This is a genomic window from Streptomyces sp. NPDC005784 (assembly GCF_042871525.1).
Lineage (GTDB): Bacteria > Actinomycetota > Actinomycetes > Streptomycetales > Streptomycetaceae > Streptomyces.
Genome location: NZ_JBIAIQ010000022.1, coordinates 22317 through 42729 on the forward strand (window position 1 = coordinate 22317; position 20413 = coordinate 42729).

Annotated in this window: 17 protein-coding genes and 1 pseudogene; 9 read left to right on the top strand and 9 right to left on the bottom strand. The window is 69.3% G+C overall.

From position 1 onward, the window contains the following. Nucleotides 1-54: 54 nt before the first annotated feature. Entirely contained in the window at nucleotides 55-612 is a 558-nt protein-coding gene (locus tag ACFYR3_RS28980; protein ID WP_389285086.1) for a hypothetical protein, read from the bottom strand. A gap of 224 nt (nucleotides 613-836) precedes the next feature. Here ACFYR3_RS28980 and ACFYR3_RS28985 point away from each other — a divergent pair, with 224 nt between their 5' ends. Further along, nucleotides 837-1877: an Acg family FMN-binding oxidoreductase gene (locus tag ACFYR3_RS28985; protein ID WP_389285087.1), complete on the top strand. Its 1041-nt coding sequence runs from the start codon at nucleotides 837-839 to the stop codon at nucleotides 1875-1877. A gap of 156 nt (nucleotides 1878-2033) precedes the next feature. Here the strand turns inward: ACFYR3_RS28985 and ACFYR3_RS28990 are convergent, their stop codons facing one another. Further along, nucleotides 2034-2456, bottom strand: a complete 423-nt coding sequence (locus ACFYR3_RS28990; RefSeq protein ID WP_389285089.1) for a pyridoxamine 5'-phosphate oxidase family protein — start codon at nucleotides 2454-2456, stop codon at nucleotides 2034-2036. Nucleotides 2457-2721: 265 nt separating this feature from the next. On the opposite strand from ACFYR3_RS28990, the gene ACFYR3_RS28995 reads away from it, so the two are divergent. The 6 genes from ACFYR3_RS28995 (at nucleotide 2722) to narI (ending at nucleotide 11677) form a co-directional block, all read left to right on the top strand. Continuing rightward, a complete protein-coding gene (locus tag ACFYR3_RS28995) occupies nucleotides 2722-4005 on the top strand; it encodes an MFS transporter (RefSeq protein WP_389285090.1) in 1284 nt (427 codons plus the stop codon). 47 nt (nucleotides 4006-4052) lie between these two features. Further along, nucleotides 4053-4529: a hemerythrin domain-containing protein gene (locus tag ACFYR3_RS29000; protein WP_389285091.1), complete on the top strand. Its 477-nt coding sequence runs from the start codon at nucleotides 4053-4055 to the stop codon at nucleotides 4527-4529. Nucleotides 4530-4834: 305 nt separating this feature from the next. Beyond that, on the top strand, nucleotides 4835-8524 hold the full coding sequence (locus ACFYR3_RS29005) for a nitrate reductase subunit alpha (RefSeq protein ID WP_355842040.1): 3690 nt from the start codon (nucleotides 4835-4837) through the stop codon (nucleotides 8522-8524). Further along, the gene (narH, locus tag ACFYR3_RS29010; RefSeq protein WP_389285092.1) at nucleotides 8524-10248 is read left to right on the top strand and encodes a nitrate reductase subunit beta; all 1725 of its coding nucleotides are present in this window, start codon (nucleotides 8524-8526) and stop codon (nucleotides 10246-10248) included. Before ACFYR3_RS29005 ends, narH begins: the two co-directional genes overlap by 1 nt. Continuing rightward, complete coding sequence (narJ, locus tag ACFYR3_RS29015) at nucleotides 10245-10910, top strand: nitrate reductase molybdenum cofactor assembly chaperone (protein ID WP_355841592.1); 666 nt, start codon at nucleotides 10245-10247, stop codon at nucleotides 10908-10910. Before narH ends, narJ begins: the two co-directional genes overlap by 4 nt. Further along, nucleotides 10907-11677 (top strand): respiratory nitrate reductase subunit gamma, encoded by a 771-nt coding sequence (gene narI, locus ACFYR3_RS29020; protein WP_389285093.1) that lies wholly within the window; start codon nucleotides 10907-10909, stop codon nucleotides 11675-11677. Before narJ ends, narI begins: the two co-directional genes overlap by 4 nt. A 54-nt stretch (nucleotides 11678-11731) precedes the next feature. Here the strand turns inward: narI and ACFYR3_RS29025 are convergent, their stop codons facing one another. After that, on the bottom strand, nucleotides 11732-12712 hold the full coding sequence (locus ACFYR3_RS29025; protein ID WP_389285094.1) for a phosphotransferase enzyme family protein: 981 nt from the start codon (nucleotides 12710-12712) through the stop codon (nucleotides 11732-11734). Between the two features lie 134 nt (nucleotides 12713-12846). Next, nucleotides 12847-13299, bottom strand: coding sequence for a GNAT family N-acetyltransferase (locus tag ACFYR3_RS29030; RefSeq protein WP_389285095.1), 453 nt, complete (start codon nucleotides 13297-13299; stop codon nucleotides 12847-12849). 135 nt (nucleotides 13300-13434) lie between these two features. On the opposite strand from ACFYR3_RS29030, the pseudogene ACFYR3_RS29035 reads away from it, so the two are divergent. Continuing rightward, nucleotides 13435-13710: pseudogene (locus ACFYR3_RS29035) on the top strand (aldo/keto reductase); the annotation flags it as partial. Between the two features lie 142 nt (nucleotides 13711-13852). After that, a complete protein-coding gene (locus tag ACFYR3_RS29040; RefSeq protein ID WP_355841580.1) occupies nucleotides 13853-14668 on the top strand; it encodes a DUF427 domain-containing protein in 816 nt (271 codons plus the stop codon). Between the two features lie 131 nt (nucleotides 14669-14799). Here the strand turns inward: ACFYR3_RS29040 and ACFYR3_RS29045 are convergent, their stop codons facing one another. The 5 genes from ACFYR3_RS29045 to ACFYR3_RS29065 all read right to left on the bottom strand — a co-directional run bounded on the left by ACFYR3_RS29045 (nucleotide 14800) and on the right by ACFYR3_RS29065 (nucleotide 19584). After that, a complete protein-coding gene (locus tag ACFYR3_RS29045) occupies nucleotides 14800-16200 on the bottom strand; it encodes an FAD-dependent oxidoreductase (protein ID WP_355841577.1) in 1401 nt (466 codons plus the stop codon). A gap of 47 nt (nucleotides 16201-16247) precedes the next feature. Beyond that, on the bottom strand, nucleotides 16248-16454 hold the full coding sequence (locus ACFYR3_RS29050; protein ID WP_389285096.1) for a hypothetical protein: 207 nt from the start codon (nucleotides 16452-16454) through the stop codon (nucleotides 16248-16250). Between the two features lie 89 nt (nucleotides 16455-16543). Continuing rightward, nucleotides 16544-17842: a hypothetical protein gene (locus ACFYR3_RS29055; RefSeq protein WP_389285097.1), complete on the bottom strand. Its 1299-nt coding sequence runs from the start codon at nucleotides 17840-17842 to the stop codon at nucleotides 16544-16546. Next, the gene (locus tag ACFYR3_RS29060; protein ID WP_355841568.1) at nucleotides 17842-19050 is read right to left on the bottom strand and encodes an MAB_1171c family putative transporter; all 1209 of its coding nucleotides are present in this window, start codon (nucleotides 19048-19050) and stop codon (nucleotides 17842-17844) included. Before ACFYR3_RS29060 ends, ACFYR3_RS29055 begins: the two co-directional genes overlap by 1 nt. Before the next feature lie 3 nt (nucleotides 19051-19053). After that, nucleotides 19054-19584, bottom strand: coding sequence for a toxin-antitoxin system, toxin component (locus ACFYR3_RS29065; RefSeq protein ID WP_355841565.1), 531 nt, complete (start codon nucleotides 19582-19584; stop codon nucleotides 19054-19056). Between the last annotated feature and the right edge of the window lie 829 nt (nucleotides 19585-20413).

The following is a 20413-nucleotide window of genomic DNA, read 5'->3' on the forward strand; positions in this document are numbered from 1 at the left end:
CTGTTCCGGTGGGGCACGACAGCGATGGCAGCCACAGTGAGTGGCTGAAGTGGGTCACTGACCAGGTGGCTCCACGTGATAACCGAACTTGTTCGGCCCTGCGCGTCCGAACCCCGAACACACTCCGGTGTCGCCTTCGCTGTGGCAGGGGGCGAGGACCGGCGAGGAGACCCCCAGTGCGGCCAGTCGGGAAAGAAGCGCTGTCTCCTGCTCTTGAGTGACGGCGATGCACAGGGAGGTTCCTGTGTCGCTGGCGCCGAATATCAAGCAGTCGCCTTGCCAGCCGTCCGCGTTGATCGTGTAAGGAACCAGGTCCAGGAGCACGCCGAACTGCTCGTCGTCGCGCACGTCGATGTCGATTCCCATGCCGAGGCCGCCCCGCCGGGAACGAGTGCCGCCGACGGTCTGCTCACGGGCGAGGGACAATGCGCGTTCGTAGGAGTTCAGTACGGCAGGCGGCCAAGGTTCGCCGCTGTAGGCGTCGAGGACGGCTGAGTCGACGTCGGAGCGCAGGACATGGAGCGCCTCGCGGTGAACGTGCTGGACGTCGGCCGGACCCAATCCGTCCGCGATGACGAACTCGCTCCGCGGGACGCCCTGTTGGCTGATCACGGAAGACATCCTGTTCCGCTGCCAGGGGCTCGGCCGCCATGGTGAGCAGCGGCGATATGCCGGTGATCACCGCGACCGTTGTGGCTGTCAGGAGCCCTTCCTGTGCAGTCTCCGTCCCGATTGAGGGCCGCATGGCCCGCGGTGTGGGCCGGTCAACCCTCCTCCTGAGCGGGTCGACGGCGCAGGGTTGACGCAACGGGGGAGAACGGTGCGAAGGAGCCTCGATGCAGACCCGGAAAGTAGACGCCGCAACGGTTCACGCCCTGCTGGCCGCGGCGGTGGCGGCGCCGTCGATTCACAACACACAACCCTGGCGGTTCGGCCTGGACCCGGACAACGGACTGATCCAGGTCCGTCTCGACCGAGAGCGGCAGCTGCCGAAGGCCGATCCCCGGCAGCGCGCCCAGCACCTGTCGGTGGGCGCGGCCGTCTTCAACCTCCGGGTGGCCGCCGAGCACCTCGGCTGGGATCCGGTCGTCCGGCTCTGTCCCGCCCCGGACGATCCGGATCTGCTCGCCACCGTGCGGCTGACCAAGCCTGGCGCGGACGCGCAGCTGCCCTTGCGCGAGCTGTACGAGGAGGTCGAGCGTCGCCACACGAGCAGGATGCCCTTCACCGGCCGTCCGGTACCGGAACCGATCGTGTCCGAGATGACCGGCTCGGCTCGGGCCGAGGGCGCGCACCTGGATGTTCCCGACATCATGGGGACCCGGCGCCTGTTGCGCCTGACGCAGGCGGCCGAGGACCGTAACGCCGCCGACCCGGCTCGCGCGGACGAGGAGCGCACCTGGATCACCGTTCCGGGAGGTGACGCGTCGTACGGCATTCCGATCACAGCCCTGGGCCCGCGGGACGTGTCCGGCCGGATGCCGGTGCGGGACTTCACCGGCGGGCTGTCCGTGCCGCGACTGCCCGCCCTGCGTTTCGAACGCCATGCCCAGGTGGCCCTGCTGTGGACGTCCTACGACTGGCGGGAGGACTGGCTGAGGGCGGGGCAGGCGCTGGAGCGGGTGCTCCTCACGGCGACCCGGCTCGGTGTGCGCACCTCGGTGCTGCACCAGGCGATGGAGTGGCCGGACCTGCGGGCGGCGATGGCCGGACCGAAGCGGCGGTGCGGCCCGCAGGTGCTGATCCGCTTCGGCTACGGCACGGGCGGGGGCCGCACGCCGCGCGCCTGCGCAGACCCCGTACCGGGCTCCGTCACGGGGCCGGAGCCGGAGGCTGCCCGGATGGGGACCGATAAGCGGACCGGACCGACTGGCTGACTCCGCCCGGTCGGCGCGCAGTGTGCTCGCGCGCCGACCGGGCGGCCTCGTCGGGGTATGGCCCGTCCGCGCGCGCCGGCCCGCGCAGCCCTGTCGGCACATGTCTCGTCCGCGCGGCGGGCGGTTGAAGCCCGGCGGCCGGCGCGGACGGTGCCGTCACTCCGTTCCGCGTTCTCCCCTGAGGTCACGTCCGGTGACCATCTCGGATTCGATCCGCACGAACACCGCGTTCCGCAACGGCATCCACGATGTCGGGCCGACCTGCGACAACCGCTCGTGCTCGGCGGGATCGGTCACGACGGTGGCCCGTCCGGTGACGACCACGCTCCAGCCGGACCGGGTCTCCGCATCGAACTCGTCCGCCTCGAAGGCGACCACGACGCCGTCGATGGCGCGGACGAGGTCCGAGGCCGACGAAGTGCGCAGCAGGACGGAGTTGTCCGTGTCCAGGCAGAAGTTGACGGGAAGGACCGCGGGCAGTGCCTGCCGGGTGTACACCACGCGGCCGACCGGGACCTTGGCCAGGAGGCGTATGCACTCCTGCCGGTCGAGTTCGTGAAAGGCGTCGTCCTGGGACATCGGACCATCGTCCCTCCGCGCGCCGGGAACGTGTAGGGCCGGTCGGCCCTAGTCCGGGCAGGCGAAGGGCCGGGGCCTTGTAGCGGAACGGCCGGGTCCGAATCAGGGACTGTCAGCCCGGGAGGTCGGGACTCATGGCCCCATGCGTGGGCTGGGACTGGGGCGCATGGTGGCCAGTGGGGTTACGGCCCGCCGGCGAGAGGCCTGCGGTGCCAGCGCGATCTCGGTGCTGCGGCACCACCGTGACAGGGAAGGGATGGACAGCATGGTCCAGCCGTTGAAGTCGAACAGTGGCAACTCACCGTCGGGAGCTCCGGTGTCCCGGCAGGCGTGGCTGATGCTGGCTCTGGCCACCGTGGGCTTCGCCGTGAACTTCTGGGCGTGGGCGCTGGTCAGCCCGCTCGGCCCACGGTTCAAGGACACCCTCGACCTGTCGTCGTTCGAGCAGTCGCTGCTGGTGGCGGTGCCCGTCGTGGTCGGCTCACTGGGCCGTATCCCGGTCGGCGCGCTGACCGACCGGTACGGCGGTCGCATCATGTTCCCGATCGTATCGGCGGTCACCATCCTGCCGGTGCTCTACCTCGGCCTGGCCGGGCACTCCTCCCTCACCTCGCTGCTGATCGGCGGGTTCTTCCTCGGTATCGGCGGCACCGCCTTCGCCGTCGGGGTGCCCCTCGTCAGCGCCTGGTTCCCGCCCGAGCGGCGAGGCCTGGCCATCGGCATCTTCGGCGCGGGCATGGGCGGCACCGCCATCAGCGCCCTGACCACCGTGAAGCTGGTCAACGCGCACGGCATGGCGACACCGTTCCTGATCACCGCCGTGGTCCTGGCCGTCTACGCCGTCGTCGCCGCGCTGCTGCTGCGCGACGCACCCGGCCGCACCGTACCGACCGAGCCGCTGGCCCGCCGGCTGGCCGCCACCGTCCGGCTGAGCATCACCTGGCAGGCGTCCGCGCTCTACGCGGTGGCCTTCGGCGGCTACGTCGCCTTCTCCGTCTACCTGCCCACCTACCTCAAGACCGGCTACGGCCTGACCCAGGCCGACGCCGCGAACCGGATGGCCGGGTTCGTGCTGCTCGCGGTGGCGATGCGTCCCATAGGCGGCTGGCTCTCCGACCGCATCGGCCCGGTGCGGGTACTGGCCAGCTCGCTGGCCGTGGTGGTGGCCGCAGCGCTCGTGCAGTCGTCCACCCCTGAGCTGGCGCCGCTGGGGACCGTGGCCTTCCTCGCCATGGCGGCCGCGCTCGGTGCGGCCAGCGGAGCGACCTTCGCCCTGGTGGCGCTGCTGACCCCGGCCAACAAGGTCGGCTCGGTCACCGGTGTGGTCGGCGCCGCGGGCGGCCTCGGCGGCTTCCTGCCGCCGCTGGTGATGGGCTCGCTGTACGGCGCGTACGGGACGTACGCAGCCGGCCTCGCACTCCTCGCGGTCGTGGCCACCGCGGCGCTGATCTACACCCTCACCGGTGTCCGCGCCGCTGTGGAAGCCCGCGGGAGCAAGCCGCTCACCGAAAGCGTGGGCGAGCCTCGCCCGACCGGCCACGCCGTGTAAGGGCGAGTGGACGAGACCGACGGCAACGAAGGACAGGGAGAAGACCGGTGTGTGAGTACTGCGGCTGCCAGTCCCTGGCGACGATCGACGAGCTGACCCGCGAACACGACGAGGTCGTCCGCCTGATCAGCCACCTCCGCCCCGCCCACCAGGAGGGCGGCGCGGCCCGGATGGCGGAGGTCGCCCGGGAGATCGCCACCGTGCTCGGCCCGCACACCCAGGTGGAGGAACACGGCCTGTTCCCCGCCCTGGCCGAGGACTTCCCCGAGCAGATCGCCGCCCTGGAGGCGGAACACCGTCGCATCGAGTCCGTGCTGGCAGAGACCGCGGACGGCGTCACACCCCCGGACCCGGCCTGGCCGGACCGCCTGATGGAGGCGATGGCGATGCTGCGCGATCACATCCTCAAGGAGCAGGACGGCGTCTTCCCGGCCGCGCTGGCCAACCTGGGCACCGAGGACTGGGAAGCGGTCGAGGCCGTGCGCAGCGAGGCGGGCGGCGCCCTGGTCCGGCCGACCGCCTGACCGGGCCGTGCTCCCGGCCGCCGGGAGCACACCACGCAGATCCCGTGCCCCCCACTCACGAGTGGGGGGCACGGGATCTGTCTGTGCTGGGGTGAGGTACAGCGGCGCCCGCGCAGCCACCCTGGCAGACGGGTGACCTTCAACGAGCCATATGTCGATCGTGGTGCCACTGTTGACCCCGGGGCAGGCAGCGGTCGTCGTGCCATGTGCGGCCGGAACCGATCACGATTCGAACGGGCCCGTTGTGCCCGGAACGGAGTGGCACGGTGAGCACGGATACCAGCCGGGAACAGGCGCGGCCAGGCATGGACGGCGATCTGTCGGAGGCGCTGGTCCGCAGCCGCCGGTACTTCACCCGGGCGGAGGTCTCCAAAGACCTCCGCACCTTGCACAAAAAGGGCGGCCGTCAGGCCGACGACTTCTACCGGGACCGCTGGTCGCACGACAAGGTGGTGCGCTCCACCCACGGGGTGAACTGCACCGGATCCTGCTCGTGGAAGGTGTACGTCAAGGACGGCATCATCACCTGGGAGGCCCAGCAGACCGACTACCCCTCGGTCGGCCCCGACCGCCCCGAGTACGAGCCGCGCGGTTGTCCGCGCGGCGCCGCCTTCTCCTGGTACACCTACTCGCCGACCCGGGTCCGCTATCCGTACGTCCGTGGCGTCCTGCTCCAGATGTACCGCGAGGCGAAGGCCCGCCTCGGTGACCCGGTGCTGGCGTGGGCGGACATCGTCTCCGACCCCGAGCGGGCCCGGCGCTACAAAGCGACCCGCGGCAAGGGCGGCCTGGTGCGGGCGAGCTGGGACGAGGCGATGGAGATGGTTGCCGCCGCGCACGTGCACACGATCAAGGAGTACGGGCCGGACCGGCTGGCCGGGTTCTCGCCGATCCCCGCGATGTCGATGGTCTCCCACGCGGCCGGCGCCCGCTTCTACTCCCTGCTCGGCGGGGCGATGCTCTCGTTCTACGACTGGTACGCCGATCTGCCGGTCGCCTCACCGCAGGTCTTCGGTGACCAGACCGACGTGCCGGAGTCGGGGGACTGGTGGGACGCGGGATACCTGATCATGTGGGGTTCCAACCTGCCGGTGACCCGGACCCCGGACGCGCACTGGATGGTCGAGGCCCGTTACCGCGGCCAGAAGGTCGTCGCGGTCGCGCCGGACTACGCGGACAACGTGAAGTTCGCCGACGAGTGGCTGCCCGTCCAGCCCGGCACCGACGGTGCCCTGGCGATGGCCATGGGCCATGTGATCCTCAAGGAGTTCTTCGTCGACCGGCGGACGGAGTACTTCACGTCGTACGTGAAGCGGTTCACCGACCTGCCGTTCCTGGTCACGCTCGACGAGGCCGAGGCCGAACCGGGCACCTACGTGCCGGGCAAGTTCCTGACCGCCGCCGACCTCGGCGGAGGGGCCGCCCAGGCCGAGCACGCGCAGTTCCGTACCGTGCTGCTGGACGCGGCCACCGGGGAACCGGTGGTGCCGAACGGCACACTCGGCGACCGCTACGGCGAGGCCGGGGCCGGGAAATGGAACCTCGACCTCGGCGACACCGACCCCCTGCTGTCCGCCGACGGCGGCGGCGAGCCACCCGTCACGGTCGGCCTGCCCCGCTTCGACGCTCCGGACGGCAGCGCTGGACGACTGCGGCGCGGGGTACCGGTGCGGCGGGTGGCCGGGCGTCTGGTGACCACGGTGTACGACCTGATGCTGGCCCAGTACGGAGTGGGCCGTGACGGCCTGCCCGGCCGGTGGCCGACGTCGTACGAGGACGCGGAGGAGCCGTACACCCCGGCCTGGCAGGCGGCGATCACGGGAGTGGACGCCGGCCGGGCCGCCCGCATCGCCCGCGAGTTCGCCGCCAACGCCGAGGAGTCCGGCGGGCGTTCGATGATCGTCATGGGGGCGGGCACCAACCACTGGTTCCACTCCGACACCATCTACCGCGCCTTCCTGGCGCTGACCACGCTCACCGGCTGCCAGGGCGTCAACGGAGGCGGCTGGGCCCACTACGTCGGCCAGGAGAAGGTCCGTCCGATCACCGGCTATTCGGCGATCGCGACCGCCGCCGACTGGAACCGTCCGGCCCGGTTGATGATCCAGACCGCGTACTGGTACCTGCACGCCGACCAGTTCCGCTACGACCCGTTCTCCGCCGACACCCTCGCGGCGGCCGGTCCGGGCAGCGGTGGCCCGTTCGCCGGCAAGACCACGGCGGACGTCATCGCGCAGTCGGCGCGGATGGGCTGGATGCCGTCGTATCCGACCTTCGACCGCAACCCGCTGGACCTGGCGGACGACGCCGACGCCGCGGGCCGCCCGGTCGCCGAACACGTGGTGGACGAGCTCAGGGCGGGGCGGCTGCGGTTCGCGGGCGAGGACCCGGACGCCCCGGAGAACTTCCCGCGGGTGTTGACCATCTGGCGGGCCAATCTGCTGGGCTCCTCGGCCAAGGGCAACGAGTACTTCCTCAAGCACCTGCTGGGCACCGACGCGTCCGTGCGGGCCACCGAGGCGCCGCCGGAGGCCAGGCCGCGGGACGTGGTGTGGCGGGACGAGGCCCCCGAAGGAAAGCTCGACCTGCTGCTGACCCTGGACTTCCGCATGACCAGCACCACGGTCTTCTCCGACGTCGTGCTGCCCGCCGCCACCTGGTACGAGAAGCACGACCTGTCCAGCACGGACATGCACCCCTTCGTGCACGCCTTCAACCCGGCCATCGCCCCGCCGTGGCAGACCCGCACCGACTGGGACGCCTTCCACACCCTCGCCAAGGAGTTCAGCCGCCAGGCCGCCGTTCATCTCGGCGTCCGCAAGGACGTGGTGGCGGCGCCCCTGCTGCACGACACGCCCGACGAGATGGCCAACCCGCACGGCCGGGTGCGTGACTGGAAGGCGGGGGAGTGCGAACCGGTACCCGGCCGCACCATGCCGAAAATCGTCACCGTCGAACGCGACTACCCGGCCGTCGCCGAGAAGATGGGCGCCCTCGGCCCGCTGCTCGACTCCCTGGGCGCCACCACCAAGGGCCTCACCTTCAAGGTCGACCGCGAACTGCAGTACCTGCGGCACAAGAACGGCACCGTGCGCGGCGGAACAGCCGACGGCCGCCCGTCGATCGCCCGCGACACACAGGCCTGCGAGGCGATCCTCGCCCTGTCCGGCACGACCAACGGCCACCTCGCCACCCAGGGCTTCCACACCCTCGAAGCCCGCACCGGCACCCGGCTCGCGGACCTGGCGGCCGAGCACGAGGGCAAGCAGATCACCTTCGCCGACACCCAGGCCGCCCCGGTCCCCGTCATCACCAGTCCCGAATGGTCCGGTTCGGAGACCGGCGGGCGCCGCTACTCGCCGTTCACCGTCAACGTCGAACGCCTCAAGCCCTGGCACACCCTCACCGGGCGGCAGCACTTCTATCTCGACCACGACTGGATGACCGCACTCGGCGAGCATCTCCCCGTCTACCGGCCTCCGTTGAACATGGACGCCCTGTTCGGCGAGCCGAGCCTCGGAGACGTCGGCGAACTGGGCGTGACCGTGCGCTACCTGACCCCGCACAACAAGTGGTCCATCCACTCCGAGTACCAGGACAACCTGTTCATGCTCTCCCTCTCGCGGGGCGGTCCCACGATCTGGATGAGCAAGGAGGACGCGGCGAAGATCGGCGTGCACGACAACGACTGGATCGAGGCGGTCAACCGCAACGGTGTGGTGGCCGCCCGCGCGATCGTCTCGCACCGCATGCCGGAAGGGACCGTCTACATGCACCACGCCCAGGACCGGCTCATCGACGTGCCCCGCACCGAGACCACCGGCCGGCGCGGTGGCATCCACAACTCCTTGACCCGCCTGCTGATCAAACCCAGCCATCTCATCGGCGGCTACGCCCAGTTGTCGTACGCCTTCAACTACCTGGGCCCGACCGGCAACCAGCGCGACGAGGTCACCGTCATCCGCCGCCGCGACAACCAGGAGGTGACGTACTGATGCCCCGAGGCGAAGCCGCCATCGGACGCGTGATGGCCCAGATGGCGATGGTGATGAACCTCGACAAGTGCATTGGTTGCCATACCTGTTCAGTCACCTGCAAACAGGCATGGACCAACCGCACCGGCGTCGAGTACGTCTGGTTCAACAACGTCGAGACCCGCCCCGGCCAGGGCTATCCCCGCCGCTACGAGGACCAGGACACCTGGCAGGGCGGCTGGGAACTCAACAAGCACGGCAAGCTGGGGCTCAAGGCGGGCGGCCGTTTCAAGAAGCTGATCCAGATCTTCTCCAACCCCAACCTGCCCACCCTCGACGACTACTACGAGCCCTGGACGTACGACTACGAGACCCTGACCAACGCCCCGCTCCAGGAGCACACCCCGGTCGCCCGCCCCAAGTCCCTGATCACCGGCAAGGACATGAAGATCGCCTGGTCGGCGAACTGGGACGACGACCTCGGCGGCTCGCCCGACCACGGCGACAAGGACGTTCTGCTCAACCAGGTCTCCGAGAAGATCAAGTTCGAGTTCGAGCAGACCTTCATGTTCTACCTGCCGCGGATCTGCGAGCACTGCCTGAACCCCTCCTGCGCGGCCTCCTGTCCCTCCGGCGCCATCTACAAGAGGGAGGAGGACGGCATCGTCCTGGTCGACCAGGACAAGTGCCGCGGCTGGCGGATGTGCATCACGGGCTGCCCGTACAAGAAGGTGTACTTCAACCACCGCACCGGCAAGGCGGAGAAGTGCACGTTCTGCTTCCCGCGCGTCGAGGTCGGCCTGCCCACCGTCTGCTCCGAGACCTGCGTGGGACGGCTGCGCTACATCGGTCTCATTCTCTACGACGCCGACCGCGTCCTGGAAGCCGCCTCCACCCCGGACGACACCGGCCTGTACGAGGCCCAGCGACAGGTCTTCCTCGACCCCGACGACCCACGGGTGATCGCCGCGGCCCAGAAGGCGGGCATCCCCCGGGACTGGATCGAGGCCGCCCAGCGGTCCCCGATCCATGCCCTGATCAACACCTACAAGGTGGCCCTGCCGCTGCACCCGGAGTACCGGACGATGCCCATGGTCTGGTACATCCCGCCCCTGTCCCCGGTGGTCGACGCCGTCCGCGACACCGGCCGGGACGCCGAGGACCACCGCACCCTCTTCGCCGCCGTCGACGCCCTGCGCATCCCCGTCGACTATCTCGCCCAGCTCTTCACCGCGGGCGACCCCGCACCCGTCGACGCGGTCCTGCGCCGCCTGGCCGCCATGCGTGCGTACATGCGCGACATCAACATGGGCCGCGAACCGGACGAGGCCATTCCCGAGGCCGTCGGCATGACCGGCGAACAGGTCTACGACATGTACCGGCTGCTCGCCCTGGCCAAGTACGACGAGCGGTACGTCATCCCGTCCGCCCACGCCGAACAGGCCCATCAGCTGGAGGAACTGGCCACCGAGTGCAGCCTCGACTACGAGGGCGGTCCCGGTATGGGCGGCTCCGGACCCTTCGGCGAGACCTCCGGAGGGGCGGCCCCCATCGCGGTGGAGAACTTCCACGTCCTGAGCAACCGCCAGACCTCCGACACCCCGAGCACGCCCACCGACAAGGCCACCCGCGTGAACCTTCTCAACTGGGACGGCAAGGGCTCCCCGCCCGGCCTGTTCCCGGGCGGACCGTCCGGCGGCGGAGCCGGCCCGGACCACGATGAAGAGGTCGAGCCGAAACCATGAAGAGGAAGACCTCGCGGGCATCCCGCACCGAGCCCTGGCGTCCCCATGCCTGGCAGGCCCAGTCCCTGCTGCTCGCCTACCCCGACGACCGGCTCGGGACCCGCCGCGCCCTGGCCGACCGGGTCGCCGCCACCCTTCCCGACCCGGTCGCCCGTCCCCTGCTCCGCTTCACCGCGTACGCCGGGCAGACCGCGCCCGACGACCTGGCCACCGCCTACGTGGCCACCTTCGACCACCGCAAACGCTGCTGCCCCTATCTGACGTACTACGCGTACGGCGACACCCGAAAACGCGGTCTGGGCCTGCTGCGGCTGAAGCAGGCCTACGCCGCGGCCGGATGGCGCCTAGCGGACGACGAACTGCCTGACCACCTCGCCGTCGTCCTCGAATTCGCCGCCGCCGAGCCCGCCGCCGGAGCGAGCCTGCTGACCGAACACCGCGCGGGCCTGGAGCTGTTGCGGATGGCGCTCGACGAGGACGGCTCGCCCTGGGCGCACGTCCTGGACTCCGTCTCCGCCACCCTGCCCGCCCTCGCCGGCGACGACCACGAAGCCGTCCGGCGCCTGGCGGCCCAGGGTCCGCCCGAGGAACAGGTCGGACTCGACCCGTACGCGGCAACCCCTGTCTTCCTGCCCGACCCCGTCGTAGGAGGTCCCCGATGACCGCGCCCGCGCAGCCCGTCACCGTGCTGGCGGAGGCAGGCACCGACGCCATTCTGCTCTGGACCGTCCTGCCCTATGTCTGCCTCGCGGTGTTCGTCCTCGGCCACGTCTGGCGCTACCGCTACGACAAGTTCGGCTGGACGACCCGATCCTCCCAGCTCCACGAGAGGCGGCTGCTGCGCATCGGCAGCCCGCTGTTCCACTTCGGCATCCTGGTCGTGCTCCTCGGCCACATCGGCGGTCTGGTCATCCCCAAGAGCTGGACCGAATCGGCCGGGATCAGCGAGCACACGTACCACATCGGCGCGGTCGTCCTCGGTACCATCGCCGGTGTCGCCACCCTTGGCGGGATCGCCATCCTGATCTACCGGCGGCGCACCGTCGGTCCGGTCTTCTCCGCCACCACCCGCAACGACAAGGCCATGTACGTCTCCCTGACCCTGACCATCGTGCTCGGCCTGTCCGCCACCGTGGTCGCGAACATCGTCGGCAACGGCTACGACTACCGCGAAACAATCTCCCCCTGGTTCCGCTCCATCTTCTATTTCCAGCCCGACCCGGCCCTGATGAACGGCACTCCGGTGCTCTTCCGGCTCCACGCCATCAGCGCCATGCTGCTCTTCGCGGCCTGGCCCTTCACCCGGCTCGTCCACATGCTCACCGCACCGGTGGGCTACCTGACCCGCCCGTACATCGTCTACCGCAGCCGCGACACCGGACTCGGCGCCCGCGCCCCACGTCGCGGCTGGGAACGTACGGGTTCCTGAACTTCCTCCACCGAGGCGAAACAGGGTGCACGAACCGGCCCACACCGCCGCCGGTCACCACGACGCCTCAAGAGCCGTGGCCAGCCGGGACACGGCCGACAGATCCGGGACGCCGCGCAACGAAGCAACGACCTGGTTGCTCGCGAACTCTCGCTGCGCGGCGGTCACGGTCGGATCGATGGCACACTCGGCCTGTACGCGGATGAAGTTCAGGTCCGTCGCGAAAAGCATCGAGAACGACTGTGGCCCTTTGACCGTGGCAGGGCCTCCGGCGCTCCGATAGGCCCGAGCCAACCGGATGGCGGAATCCACGGTCGGCCGGTTGCGGCCCGACCACACGTACAGGGCACGGGCGAGCTCTCGTTCCGCCGAAGCAGGACCGGCGTTGTCCCAGTCGAGGAGGACCGGACCGTCCGGGCCGACCAGAACGTTCTGGGGCTGCAGGTCGAGGTGCGACATCACCAGATCGTCGGGCTCGGACGGGCTCACCCATCGCGCCAGATCAGCCGCGGAGTTGGCGATGAACCTGCCCAACGCGTCGGACCACGGCAGGCCGGCTTGCTGAACCCTTGTGTGCAGATCCTTCCACTCGGCGTCCTGGGGGCACTGCTCGTACCAGGAGCCCGGCGTCTCACTCGCGCCCTCTCCCGCCGTGTGGAGGAGTGCCATCGTCCGCCCGAACCAGTCCAGGATGTCCGGATCGGAGGCGTCCGCCGTCGGGCCGTCGATCCAGTCGTACAACTTGACGTGGGACCCGCCGGAAGAAGATGCGAGACGGGAGACGTACGAGCCGTGACGATTGGGAATGAGCCGCGGTGACGCGATGCCCAGGTTCTCCGCGGCCTGCCGTAACGCGGCCTCCCGGTGGACCTGAGCTTCGTCGCAGCCGAAGAGGAGTTCCTTGACCGCCCACGAGGAGCCGTTCCCGGACAACTTCCAGATCTGGCCCAGTGCGCCGCGGGTGACCGGTGTCAACGTCCATGGCCCGGCACCGAGATCGTAGGTCTCCGCCATGTATTCGGCTGTGTCGCGCATACGGGTACGCCTCCAGAAGCGGACGGACGGTGCTGACCACGGATCGGCGAGGCCGCCCGCGTGGGAAGGCGGGCCCAGTTCGGAGGGCGAAGCCCAAGTCGCCCGACGTCTCTGCCGGGAGGTCGCTTCGGCGCTCATCGGGCGAGATTGCGCACCATGAACACGTCCACCGGATCCTCTGTCTCGACCGTGAACCCGTGCCGCTCGTAGAGCCGTTGAGCCGGACTGCCCCGCAGTACGTTGAGTCGGATCAGGACACCAAGGCGATCGCACTGCTCCAGCAACTCGCTCAGCACGCCGGAACCGATTCCGCCGCCCTGAAGATGTGGGGCCAGGTAGAAGTGCTCGAGCCAGTGGGCGTCCGCGGCCGGTCGCAGGGCCACACAGCCGGCGAACGTACGACCGACCTCGATCAGCCAGGTGTGGGCCGGGTCGAAGCCGTCCCGCAGTCGCTGCCGCACCCGTTGCGCGTCGTACCGCCCGAGACGTTCCAGATCCGTCCGCAGCACCATGGCACGCAACTCGGCCACCGCCTCGACGTCTCGAAGAGACGCGGGCCGAAGATCCCAGTCCGCCAATGCCCTCATCACTCTCTGACCGCCACCGCCACCGCGACCGTTACCGCCTTCGCGGTCCGGCCCGAGCGACCGCAGACCGGCCGACTCAGTCGGTCCAACAGCAAGGCAATTCTTCCATGCAGACCGTCACCGAAGCCCTCAGGGGCCGGATATCGGCTGCTCGACACCGCCGCGGCCTACGGCAACGAGGAAGCCGTCGACCGCGCCATCAAGAAGAGCGGCATCGCTCGCGAGGAGCTGTTCGGCACCACTAAACTGTGGGTCCAGGACGCACCGGCCGAGGAGAACACCCGGCGCGCCTTCGAGGACTCCTTCCGCAAGCTCGACCTGGACCGCCTCGACCTGCACCTGGTGCACCTGATGCGCGAGCACGGTGTCCAGATCCCATCTCGGGGCGGATTCGTCGAAGGCAAGAACGACCGCCATAGCCACCGTGGACACCGGCGCCACCCCGTCCTTCGACCACCACGACTCCGCTCGTGAGGCGCGTATTGCACGGGATGGCGGCCGGCCGGGCCGCACACATCCCGCACCATGAGCCCGAGCCGAAGGAGAGACGGTCATGACCACGTTCCCCACCGCGCGATCCGTCCGGACGACCCCGGATGGCCTCCTGTGGGAGCCCAGCGAACGCTGGGTGCGCGGCCGCACCGGCGAGGTCACCGTCGTCGACAGTCGGCATCCCGTCCTCGTGTGGGAGCCCGGGGTGCCGGTGCCGCTCTACGCCTTCCCACGCGAGGAGGTCCGCGAGGACCTGCTCCGCCCCGCGAAGAACCCCCCGACGGGCACGCACACCGGATCGCGGATCTTCTACGACCTCGACCTCGGCGGTGAGCTGCTGGCGAACGCGGCCTGGACGTTCGCCACGGCCGATCTGGCCGAACACATCGCCTTCGAGTGGTTCCGGCGCGTGGGCCGAGGTCTGGACCACTGGTACGAGGAGGAGGAAGAGATCTTCATCCACCCTCGCGACCCGCACAAACGGGTGGACGCGATGCCCAGCAGCCGCCACATCACGGTCGAGATCGACGGCACACTCGTCGCCGACACCCACCGCCCGGTCCTGCTCTTCGAGACCGGCCTGCCGACGCGGTTCTACATCCCGCGCGAGGACGTCCGCCTGGACCTGTTCGTACCCACCGACCACAGCACCGGGTGTCCCTACAAAGGCACGGCCGAGTACTGGTCGAGGCAGGGTGAGGGCGGTGTCCCGCCGAACGTCGTCTGGAGCTACCCGGAGCCACTGCCCGCCGTGAGTGCGATCAAGAACCTCCTCGCGTTCTACAACGAGGCGGTCGACATCACCACGGACGGCGAGGCCCTGGAGCGTCCCGTCACCCCGTTCACCAAAACGCTCGTGGAGCAGCCGCCGACATGAACGCGAGTGCGGCGCGAGCCGGCGCCGCCCCCGACACCGGCCCAGGTCCGACGAGGAACGGCAGCTCTTCAATCCCGCTCCCGCACCCTTCAGCAACCGCTCGAACTGCTTCATCCCCCTGCTCCACCGCTTCAGGTGGCGACGGCCCCGCGTTCGTGCTCCGTCAGCGGCGGACCGTCCAGAGAAGGTTCCTTCCGGCCGAGGTAGACAAGGGCGAGCATGTCGGGCATCAGCAGCCGGGCAGGCGGTTTTTCCATGCTCATCACATCCAGCAGGATGCGTAGGGCATGCGGGTTGCGCGAGCCGGCGTCAACCGCCTTGTCGACGAACGCCGCGAGAGTCGATTCGAGGCGGGTGGGAGGCTGGTCGCTGGCGCCCGGGTAGAACACGTCCTGGCCTACGGCCAGACTCCAGGCGTTCTCGACCGGGCGCGCCGCGGCCTTCTGGACACGCCGAGCCGTGCCGGGTGCGCTTATGTGCCGCTGCTGAAGGACGCGGCGCAGGGCTATGACGCTCTGTGCGGCGGCGCTCAGCCCGTGGCCGTACACAGGGTTGTAGCCGGCGACAGCGTCACCGAGCACGGCGAAGCCATCGGGCCAGCGGATGGCCTTCTCGTAGTAGCGCCGTTTGTTGGCTGTGCTGCGGGTGGTGATGACGTCGGTTTCGGGTTCGGCGCCGGCCAGCAGTTCGCCGATGATGGGGTGAGGCAGGCTCAGGGCGAAAGGCAGGAAGTCGTCGTTGTCGCTGCTGGGCTGCCCGCCGCGGGCTCCGGAGAGCGTCACGAGCCATCGGGCGCCTTCTATGGGGGTGATGATGCCGCCACGGCTGGGGACCTGGCGGGGATCGGCCTGGACGTTGACGATGGGGAAGCCGCTTTCCGTGCTGCCAGGTGCGCGGTACATCCGGCTGGCGTAGCCGATGCCGGAATCGACGGACCGCTCCTCGACCGGTGGGAGCCCGAGATCCTGTAGCCACGTGGGGGCACGGCTCGCCCGACCGCTCGCGTCGATCACCATGTCGGCCGGGATGGATTGTTCGGACCGATCCGCCAGGACGCTGACGCCGGTCACCCGGTCCCCGTTGCCCTGCAGGGCGAGCAGTTCCGTCTGCTGGAGGAGAGTGATGCGTTCGTCCTGCAGAACTCTGGTGCGTATCACGGCGTCGAGGAGGTCGCGGCTGCACAGCAGGTTGGTGTGGCGGGCGTGGTTGAACCTGCGGAACCACTGGCCGGACGGGGCCTTGGACACCAAGTCGGTCATGATGCGCGGTGTGTTGGCACCGCGGGCGACGAGCTGCGCGACGATGCCGGGCAGGAGGTCCTCGAGTGCTTTCACGCCGCCCGACCACAGCACGTGGGCGTGACGGGCCTGCGGCAGTCCCTTGCGGGGCTGTGGGCCGTCGGGCAGCACATCGCGTTCAATGATCCGAACGTCTGCGAAGTCGGCGAGCACAGCTGCGGCGAGCATGCCCGTCATCCCCCCTCCGATCACCACCGCTGTGCGACGGGAGGCAGTTCTGGCAGACGATGGCATAGGTGGACTCATTTCTCTTACAGGAGAGGGAAGACGTCGGACGGTGCTCAGCCATACGCGACAGCGGCATCCAGCGCGAGTGGGCCGCTCGGCGTGGCGGACTGGTCGGCAAGCGGTCGGCGCACCGTCTGTGGCGGGATGCCGGAAGCGGCGGCCGAGCCGTACTTGTCCAGTGCTTTCTCCGGGGCGTGGCCGAGGGGCGAAGCCGATACGGCGTCCCATTCTTCAGTGAAGGATGCGGAGTTGACCACCACTCGTTGTGTGTCATTCAACGGCGCGTGGATCAGAGGGCGTATCCGGTCGCTGCGGGCGGCGGTGAGGAACGCGCCGTCCCGCAGTTGCGCTACTCCCACCGGGTGGCCTGGGCGGCGGCGTGCCGCCGTGCCTTCGCTACGATCGGCGACGACGACAGCGCCCGCGAGAGACGCACCATCAGGTGTGGTTTCGAAAGGGACTGCAGCGCCCCCGCTCTCGCCGGAACCTCGGCGCCGGCAGGGTGGAGCATGTGCACGCGGGCTGCGGCCAGCATCGCCGCCTCGGCCACCAGCGCGGCCTGGTGGGCAACTTGCTCGGGCACGCCGTCAGTTGCGTGCCGCGTCGCCGGTTGGGGCGCCGCACGGAAGGGCTGCCTGACCACATCGGCTGTCGACCGCAGGAACGCTCGTACTCCGGAGGTACCGGCAGCGGCATATAACGCCACCGCCTCCGTGTACGCGGTCGTGCGCACCTGGTCATCAAGATAGGGCGAACAGGCCAAGAAGCCGTCCCAGATCGCGATCTCCTGTCGTGCCAGGCGTACCACGGGCGGATCCCACCAGCGGATGATCCCCTCTGCCGGTGCACGCAGTGTCTGCATTTCCGCCCACAGCGGTTTCAGCAGCCGGTAGCGCCTCCAGGCGCGGAGATTGTCGACTGCCGGCGGCCCGACCCTGGGTACGGCGAAGCCGCAGGCGCAGGTGATCCCCGCGAGCATGACCAGTGGAGGGGAAACAGCGGTGGAGAGGAAGTCCCAGTCGACGCCCGCCCAACGGGCCGCCATGGCGGTGTACTTGGCGCCCTGGTAGCCCGCGTCGAACGTCAGGCCGACGACGAGCAGGACCAAGCCGGCGCGGGTCACGCCATGCACCTCCCGGAGCCAGTTCACGCTCATGGCCGCGAGGGCGATGGTCGCGGCTGTGTGAGCAACCATGTACAGCACGATCATTTCGCGCATGTACGGCGTGGTGGCGTAATAGGTGTCCAGATCCTGGGCCCGTTCCACGGGCACGTCCGCCTGGGCGAACAAGACCCAGATGCCCGCGATCACCAGCCCGTACACGGCCAGTACGCGCCGGACGGCGTGCTGTCGGACGTCCGGTGGCCCGCCCTTCCAATTGATCATCAGTATGAGGTAGGCCGCGCTGAGCGCGGTCATGCCCGAATAGACCAGCGGGGCGCTGAAGTTCGCCACTCCGGTCGCGTCATTGACGAACCGGATCGTGGGTGGGGCGGACAGGATGCACGCGGCGGAGCCGGCCAGGAGGATCGCGCTGCTCGATGCGATGAGTGAGTCCCGCCAGACTCCCGTGCCTGCCGACAGCTTCAGCCCGGCGGCAAGCAGGAGGAGGACGCCCGGAATGTAGAAGACGATTCCGCCGGCCACTAGGTCGCGGCTCCCTCGGGGGAGTTGGCCTGGTTTCCTTCGTCGGCTTCGGCCGCAGCCGCGGCGCGGGCAGCCGCGACGATGGGGGACGAACGCAGAGCACGTGCCACACCCACCAAGGTGGTGCGCGTCGCGAGGCCGGCACAGTGGTCAAATGCGTCGGTGGGGGAGGAAATGCCGTTGGACTGGGTGTGGACGGCAGCAGTGATCATCGCCGCGAGGCCGACGCGTGAGGCATCCTCGCTTCCAAGGCCCGCGGACCGGGCCGCTGTCTGCGCGCGTGAGCGAACCCGGTCATCGAGATGAGGGCGGACGAGGTTCAGTCCGTCCTGGATGCCGGCCTCGCGCTGGGTGAGCCGCACGGAGTACGACGAATACCAGGGGATAGGGGCGGCCAGCGGGCTATTGGGGGAGGCGCTGCTGAGTTCATGCCACAGGGGGCCAAGCCGCCACCACGTGACCACGCCGTGCCGAAGGCGCACCACCCGTGGGCCCAGCAGCGGCACCGTGAATCCGACGGTGGCGATCGTGGCGGCCAGGCCCACGAGGCCGGGGGCCAGGACGGTGCTCAGAACGTCCCAGTCGTTGCCGGTCCACCTCGCCGCCACCGCGATGATCTTCAGAGTGCTGAACGACAGGTTCAACAGCCAGGCCGCGACGAGGAGCCACAACCCGGCCCGTAGCCATCCGTGGACCTGCAGCGCCCAGCGCCAGCACATCGACGTGGTCGTCAACGCGGCGGTCACATGTCCGAGCAGGTACAGCGCGATCATCTGCCCTATCCACGGCGTGGTGGCGTAGTAGGTGTCAAGATCCGTACGCCGCTCGACGGAGGCGTCTCCCATGATGAAGAGGACGACAAGCAGCGCGATCAGGATGGTGTAGCCGATCTGCCATCGTCGAGCCAGCCGGCGCAGATGGTCGGCCGGCCCTCCGCGCCAGTGAAGAATCAACAACAGGCAGGAGGCGCTGTAGGCGCTGACGATGGCGTAGTCGAGGGGAGCGGCGAGATTCGGGATGCCGCTGGCACGGTTCACGGCTGCGACAGTGGGTGGGGCGGCGAAAACGAATCCGGCGCCGCCCAGGAAGATCACCCAGCAAACCGAGCGGACCAGCGGGTCACGCCAGGTTCGCACCAGATCAGGCAGTTTCACCGCGAGACCGGCCCACAGGGCGAGCGCGGGTATGTAGTAGGGGGAGGCGTCCACGGGTCAGGCCTTGGACCGGCGGTGTCCCAGCGAGGCGCCGATCCGGCCCGCGACCTGGGTCCGGTCCATGGAGGGGCTGCCGGGCTCCCCCTCCAGCCAGATCCGCAGATGCGTCACTGCCCGTAGCGCGAAGGTTTCGGCTTCCCGCTCCGAGCGCTCATGGAACTCGCTGCGTGCAGCCATGGCCCTCGCCGCTTGATGAAGGTCGTCCTGGCCGTTCAGCGCTCGTGCCGCAACGGAGACGCCCGCGGCGTGTTGGCCGCAATCCCCCTTGACCATGTGCCAGATCTCGTGGCAGATGATCGCGAGCTTGTGGACCGGCGCCGCACGTTTGTCCACGACGATGATGTCGTGCTCCGGCATGTCAAGCCACAGGCCCGTGGCGGTGCGGTGCGGGAACTCTTCCTTGAGGAGGATGACCCGACGGCCCCTGATTTCGGAGACCCTGTCGATCAGCGCGGCGAACAGAGTGTCCGGGGTCGTGGGAATGGGAAGTTCCAGTCCGTCGGTCAGCTGGCCGATCAGGTTGCGCATCTCCTTGGCCTTGCCTGTACGCACTGCTCTCCCCGCGAAACTCAGCATGAGCACCGTCGCACGGCGCCTGTCGTTCCCACCTTGCCTGAACACCCAACTGAGGCGTTTTGGGCTCGTGTCGATGAGTCGATACCGGCGCAACCCCGCAGTCACACGTACGGACGGGCTCGAGCACGCCCAACTCGGCACACAAATATGTCAAACCAGGTACCCCCTCGGCCACACCATGCTCTGTGAAGCGTAGAAGCTGAGGGGGGCAGAAATGCCGATCAGGCCGGAAATGATCTGATCCGGACCCAGCGCTTTGCACGCCCAGCCCCTCAGACGCCCCAACACGGACCGCACCGCGCGTTCCACGGCGCGGCTCGCCCGCTCGGTGTGGTCGGTCGGCCCGATACCGTGTGGGCGAAGTCATCGGGGAGGCGCAGATCGACCCGTCCGATCCGCTCGCGCGCCGCTCGGCACGTCCATCAGGAACGGGCGAAGGTGCGCCGGTTGTTCGCTCACCGCGGCGGTCACCCGGTGTCCTTCTCCCGCTGCGGCCCGGAGCCGTACCTCTGCCACTTCGCGGGCGCAGGAGAGTATCGGCCAGTGCCCGGTGTCGAGTTCGAAGAAGCTCACCCGAGGATCGGTCAGGACCTGGAAGCGGGTCCCCCCAATCCCACCGAGCCCTGGACCATCGCGATGATCGAACCGTCGACGGGAGCCCGGTGACACTGCCCCAGTGCTGCCACCCTCAAGTGGCGGCGGGGGATCAGCCATTCGCTGTCAGCCGCACCGGCCCCGTGCGACAACCGGTCGCGGACCCCCGCGTCGGGTACCAGGATCA

Bases quoted from the DNA above. Each gene is read 5' to 3' on its own strand.
- ACFYR3_RS28985 (WP_389285087.1), top strand. From the start codon at position 837: ATGCAGACCCGGAAAGTAGACGCCGCAACGGTTCACGCCCTGCTGGCC.
- ACFYR3_RS28990 (WP_389285089.1), bottom strand. From the start codon at position 2,456: ATGTCCCAGGACGACGCCTTTCACGAACTCGACCGGCAGGAGTGCATA.
- ACFYR3_RS28995 (WP_389285090.1), top strand. From the start codon at position 2,722: ATGGTCCAGCCGTTGAAGTCGAACAGTGGCAACTCACCGTCGGGAGCT.
- ACFYR3_RS29005 (WP_355842040.1), top strand. From the start codon at position 4,835: ATGGACGGCGATCTGTCGGAGGCGCTGGTCCGCAGCCGCCGGTACTTC.
- narH (WP_389285092.1), top strand. From the start codon at position 8,524: ATGCCCCGAGGCGAAGCCGCCATCGGACGCGTGATGGCCCAGATGGCG.
- narJ (WP_355841592.1), top strand. From the start codon at position 10,245: ATGAAGAGGAAGACCTCGCGGGCATCCCGCACCGAGCCCTGGCGTCCC.
- narI (WP_389285093.1), top strand. From the start codon at position 10,907: ATGACCGCGCCCGCGCAGCCCGTCACCGTGCTGGCGGAGGCAGGCACC.
- ACFYR3_RS29025 (WP_389285094.1), bottom strand. From the start codon at position 12,712: ATGCGCGACACAGCCGAATACATGGCGGAGACCTACGATCTCGGTGCC.
- ACFYR3_RS29030 (WP_389285095.1), bottom strand. From the start codon at position 13,299: ATGAGGGCATTGGCGGACTGGGATCTTCGGCCCGCGTCTCTTCGAGAC.
- ACFYR3_RS29040 (WP_355841580.1), top strand. From the start codon at position 13,853: ATGACCACGTTCCCCACCGCGCGATCCGTCCGGACGACCCCGGATGGC.
- ACFYR3_RS29045 (WP_355841577.1), bottom strand. From the start codon at position 16,200: ATGCCATCGTCTGCCAGAACTGCCTCCCGTCGCACAGCGGTGGTGATC.
- ACFYR3_RS29065 (WP_355841565.1), bottom strand. From the start codon at position 19,584: ATGCGCAACCTGATCGGCCAGCTGACCGACGGACTGGAACTTCCCATT.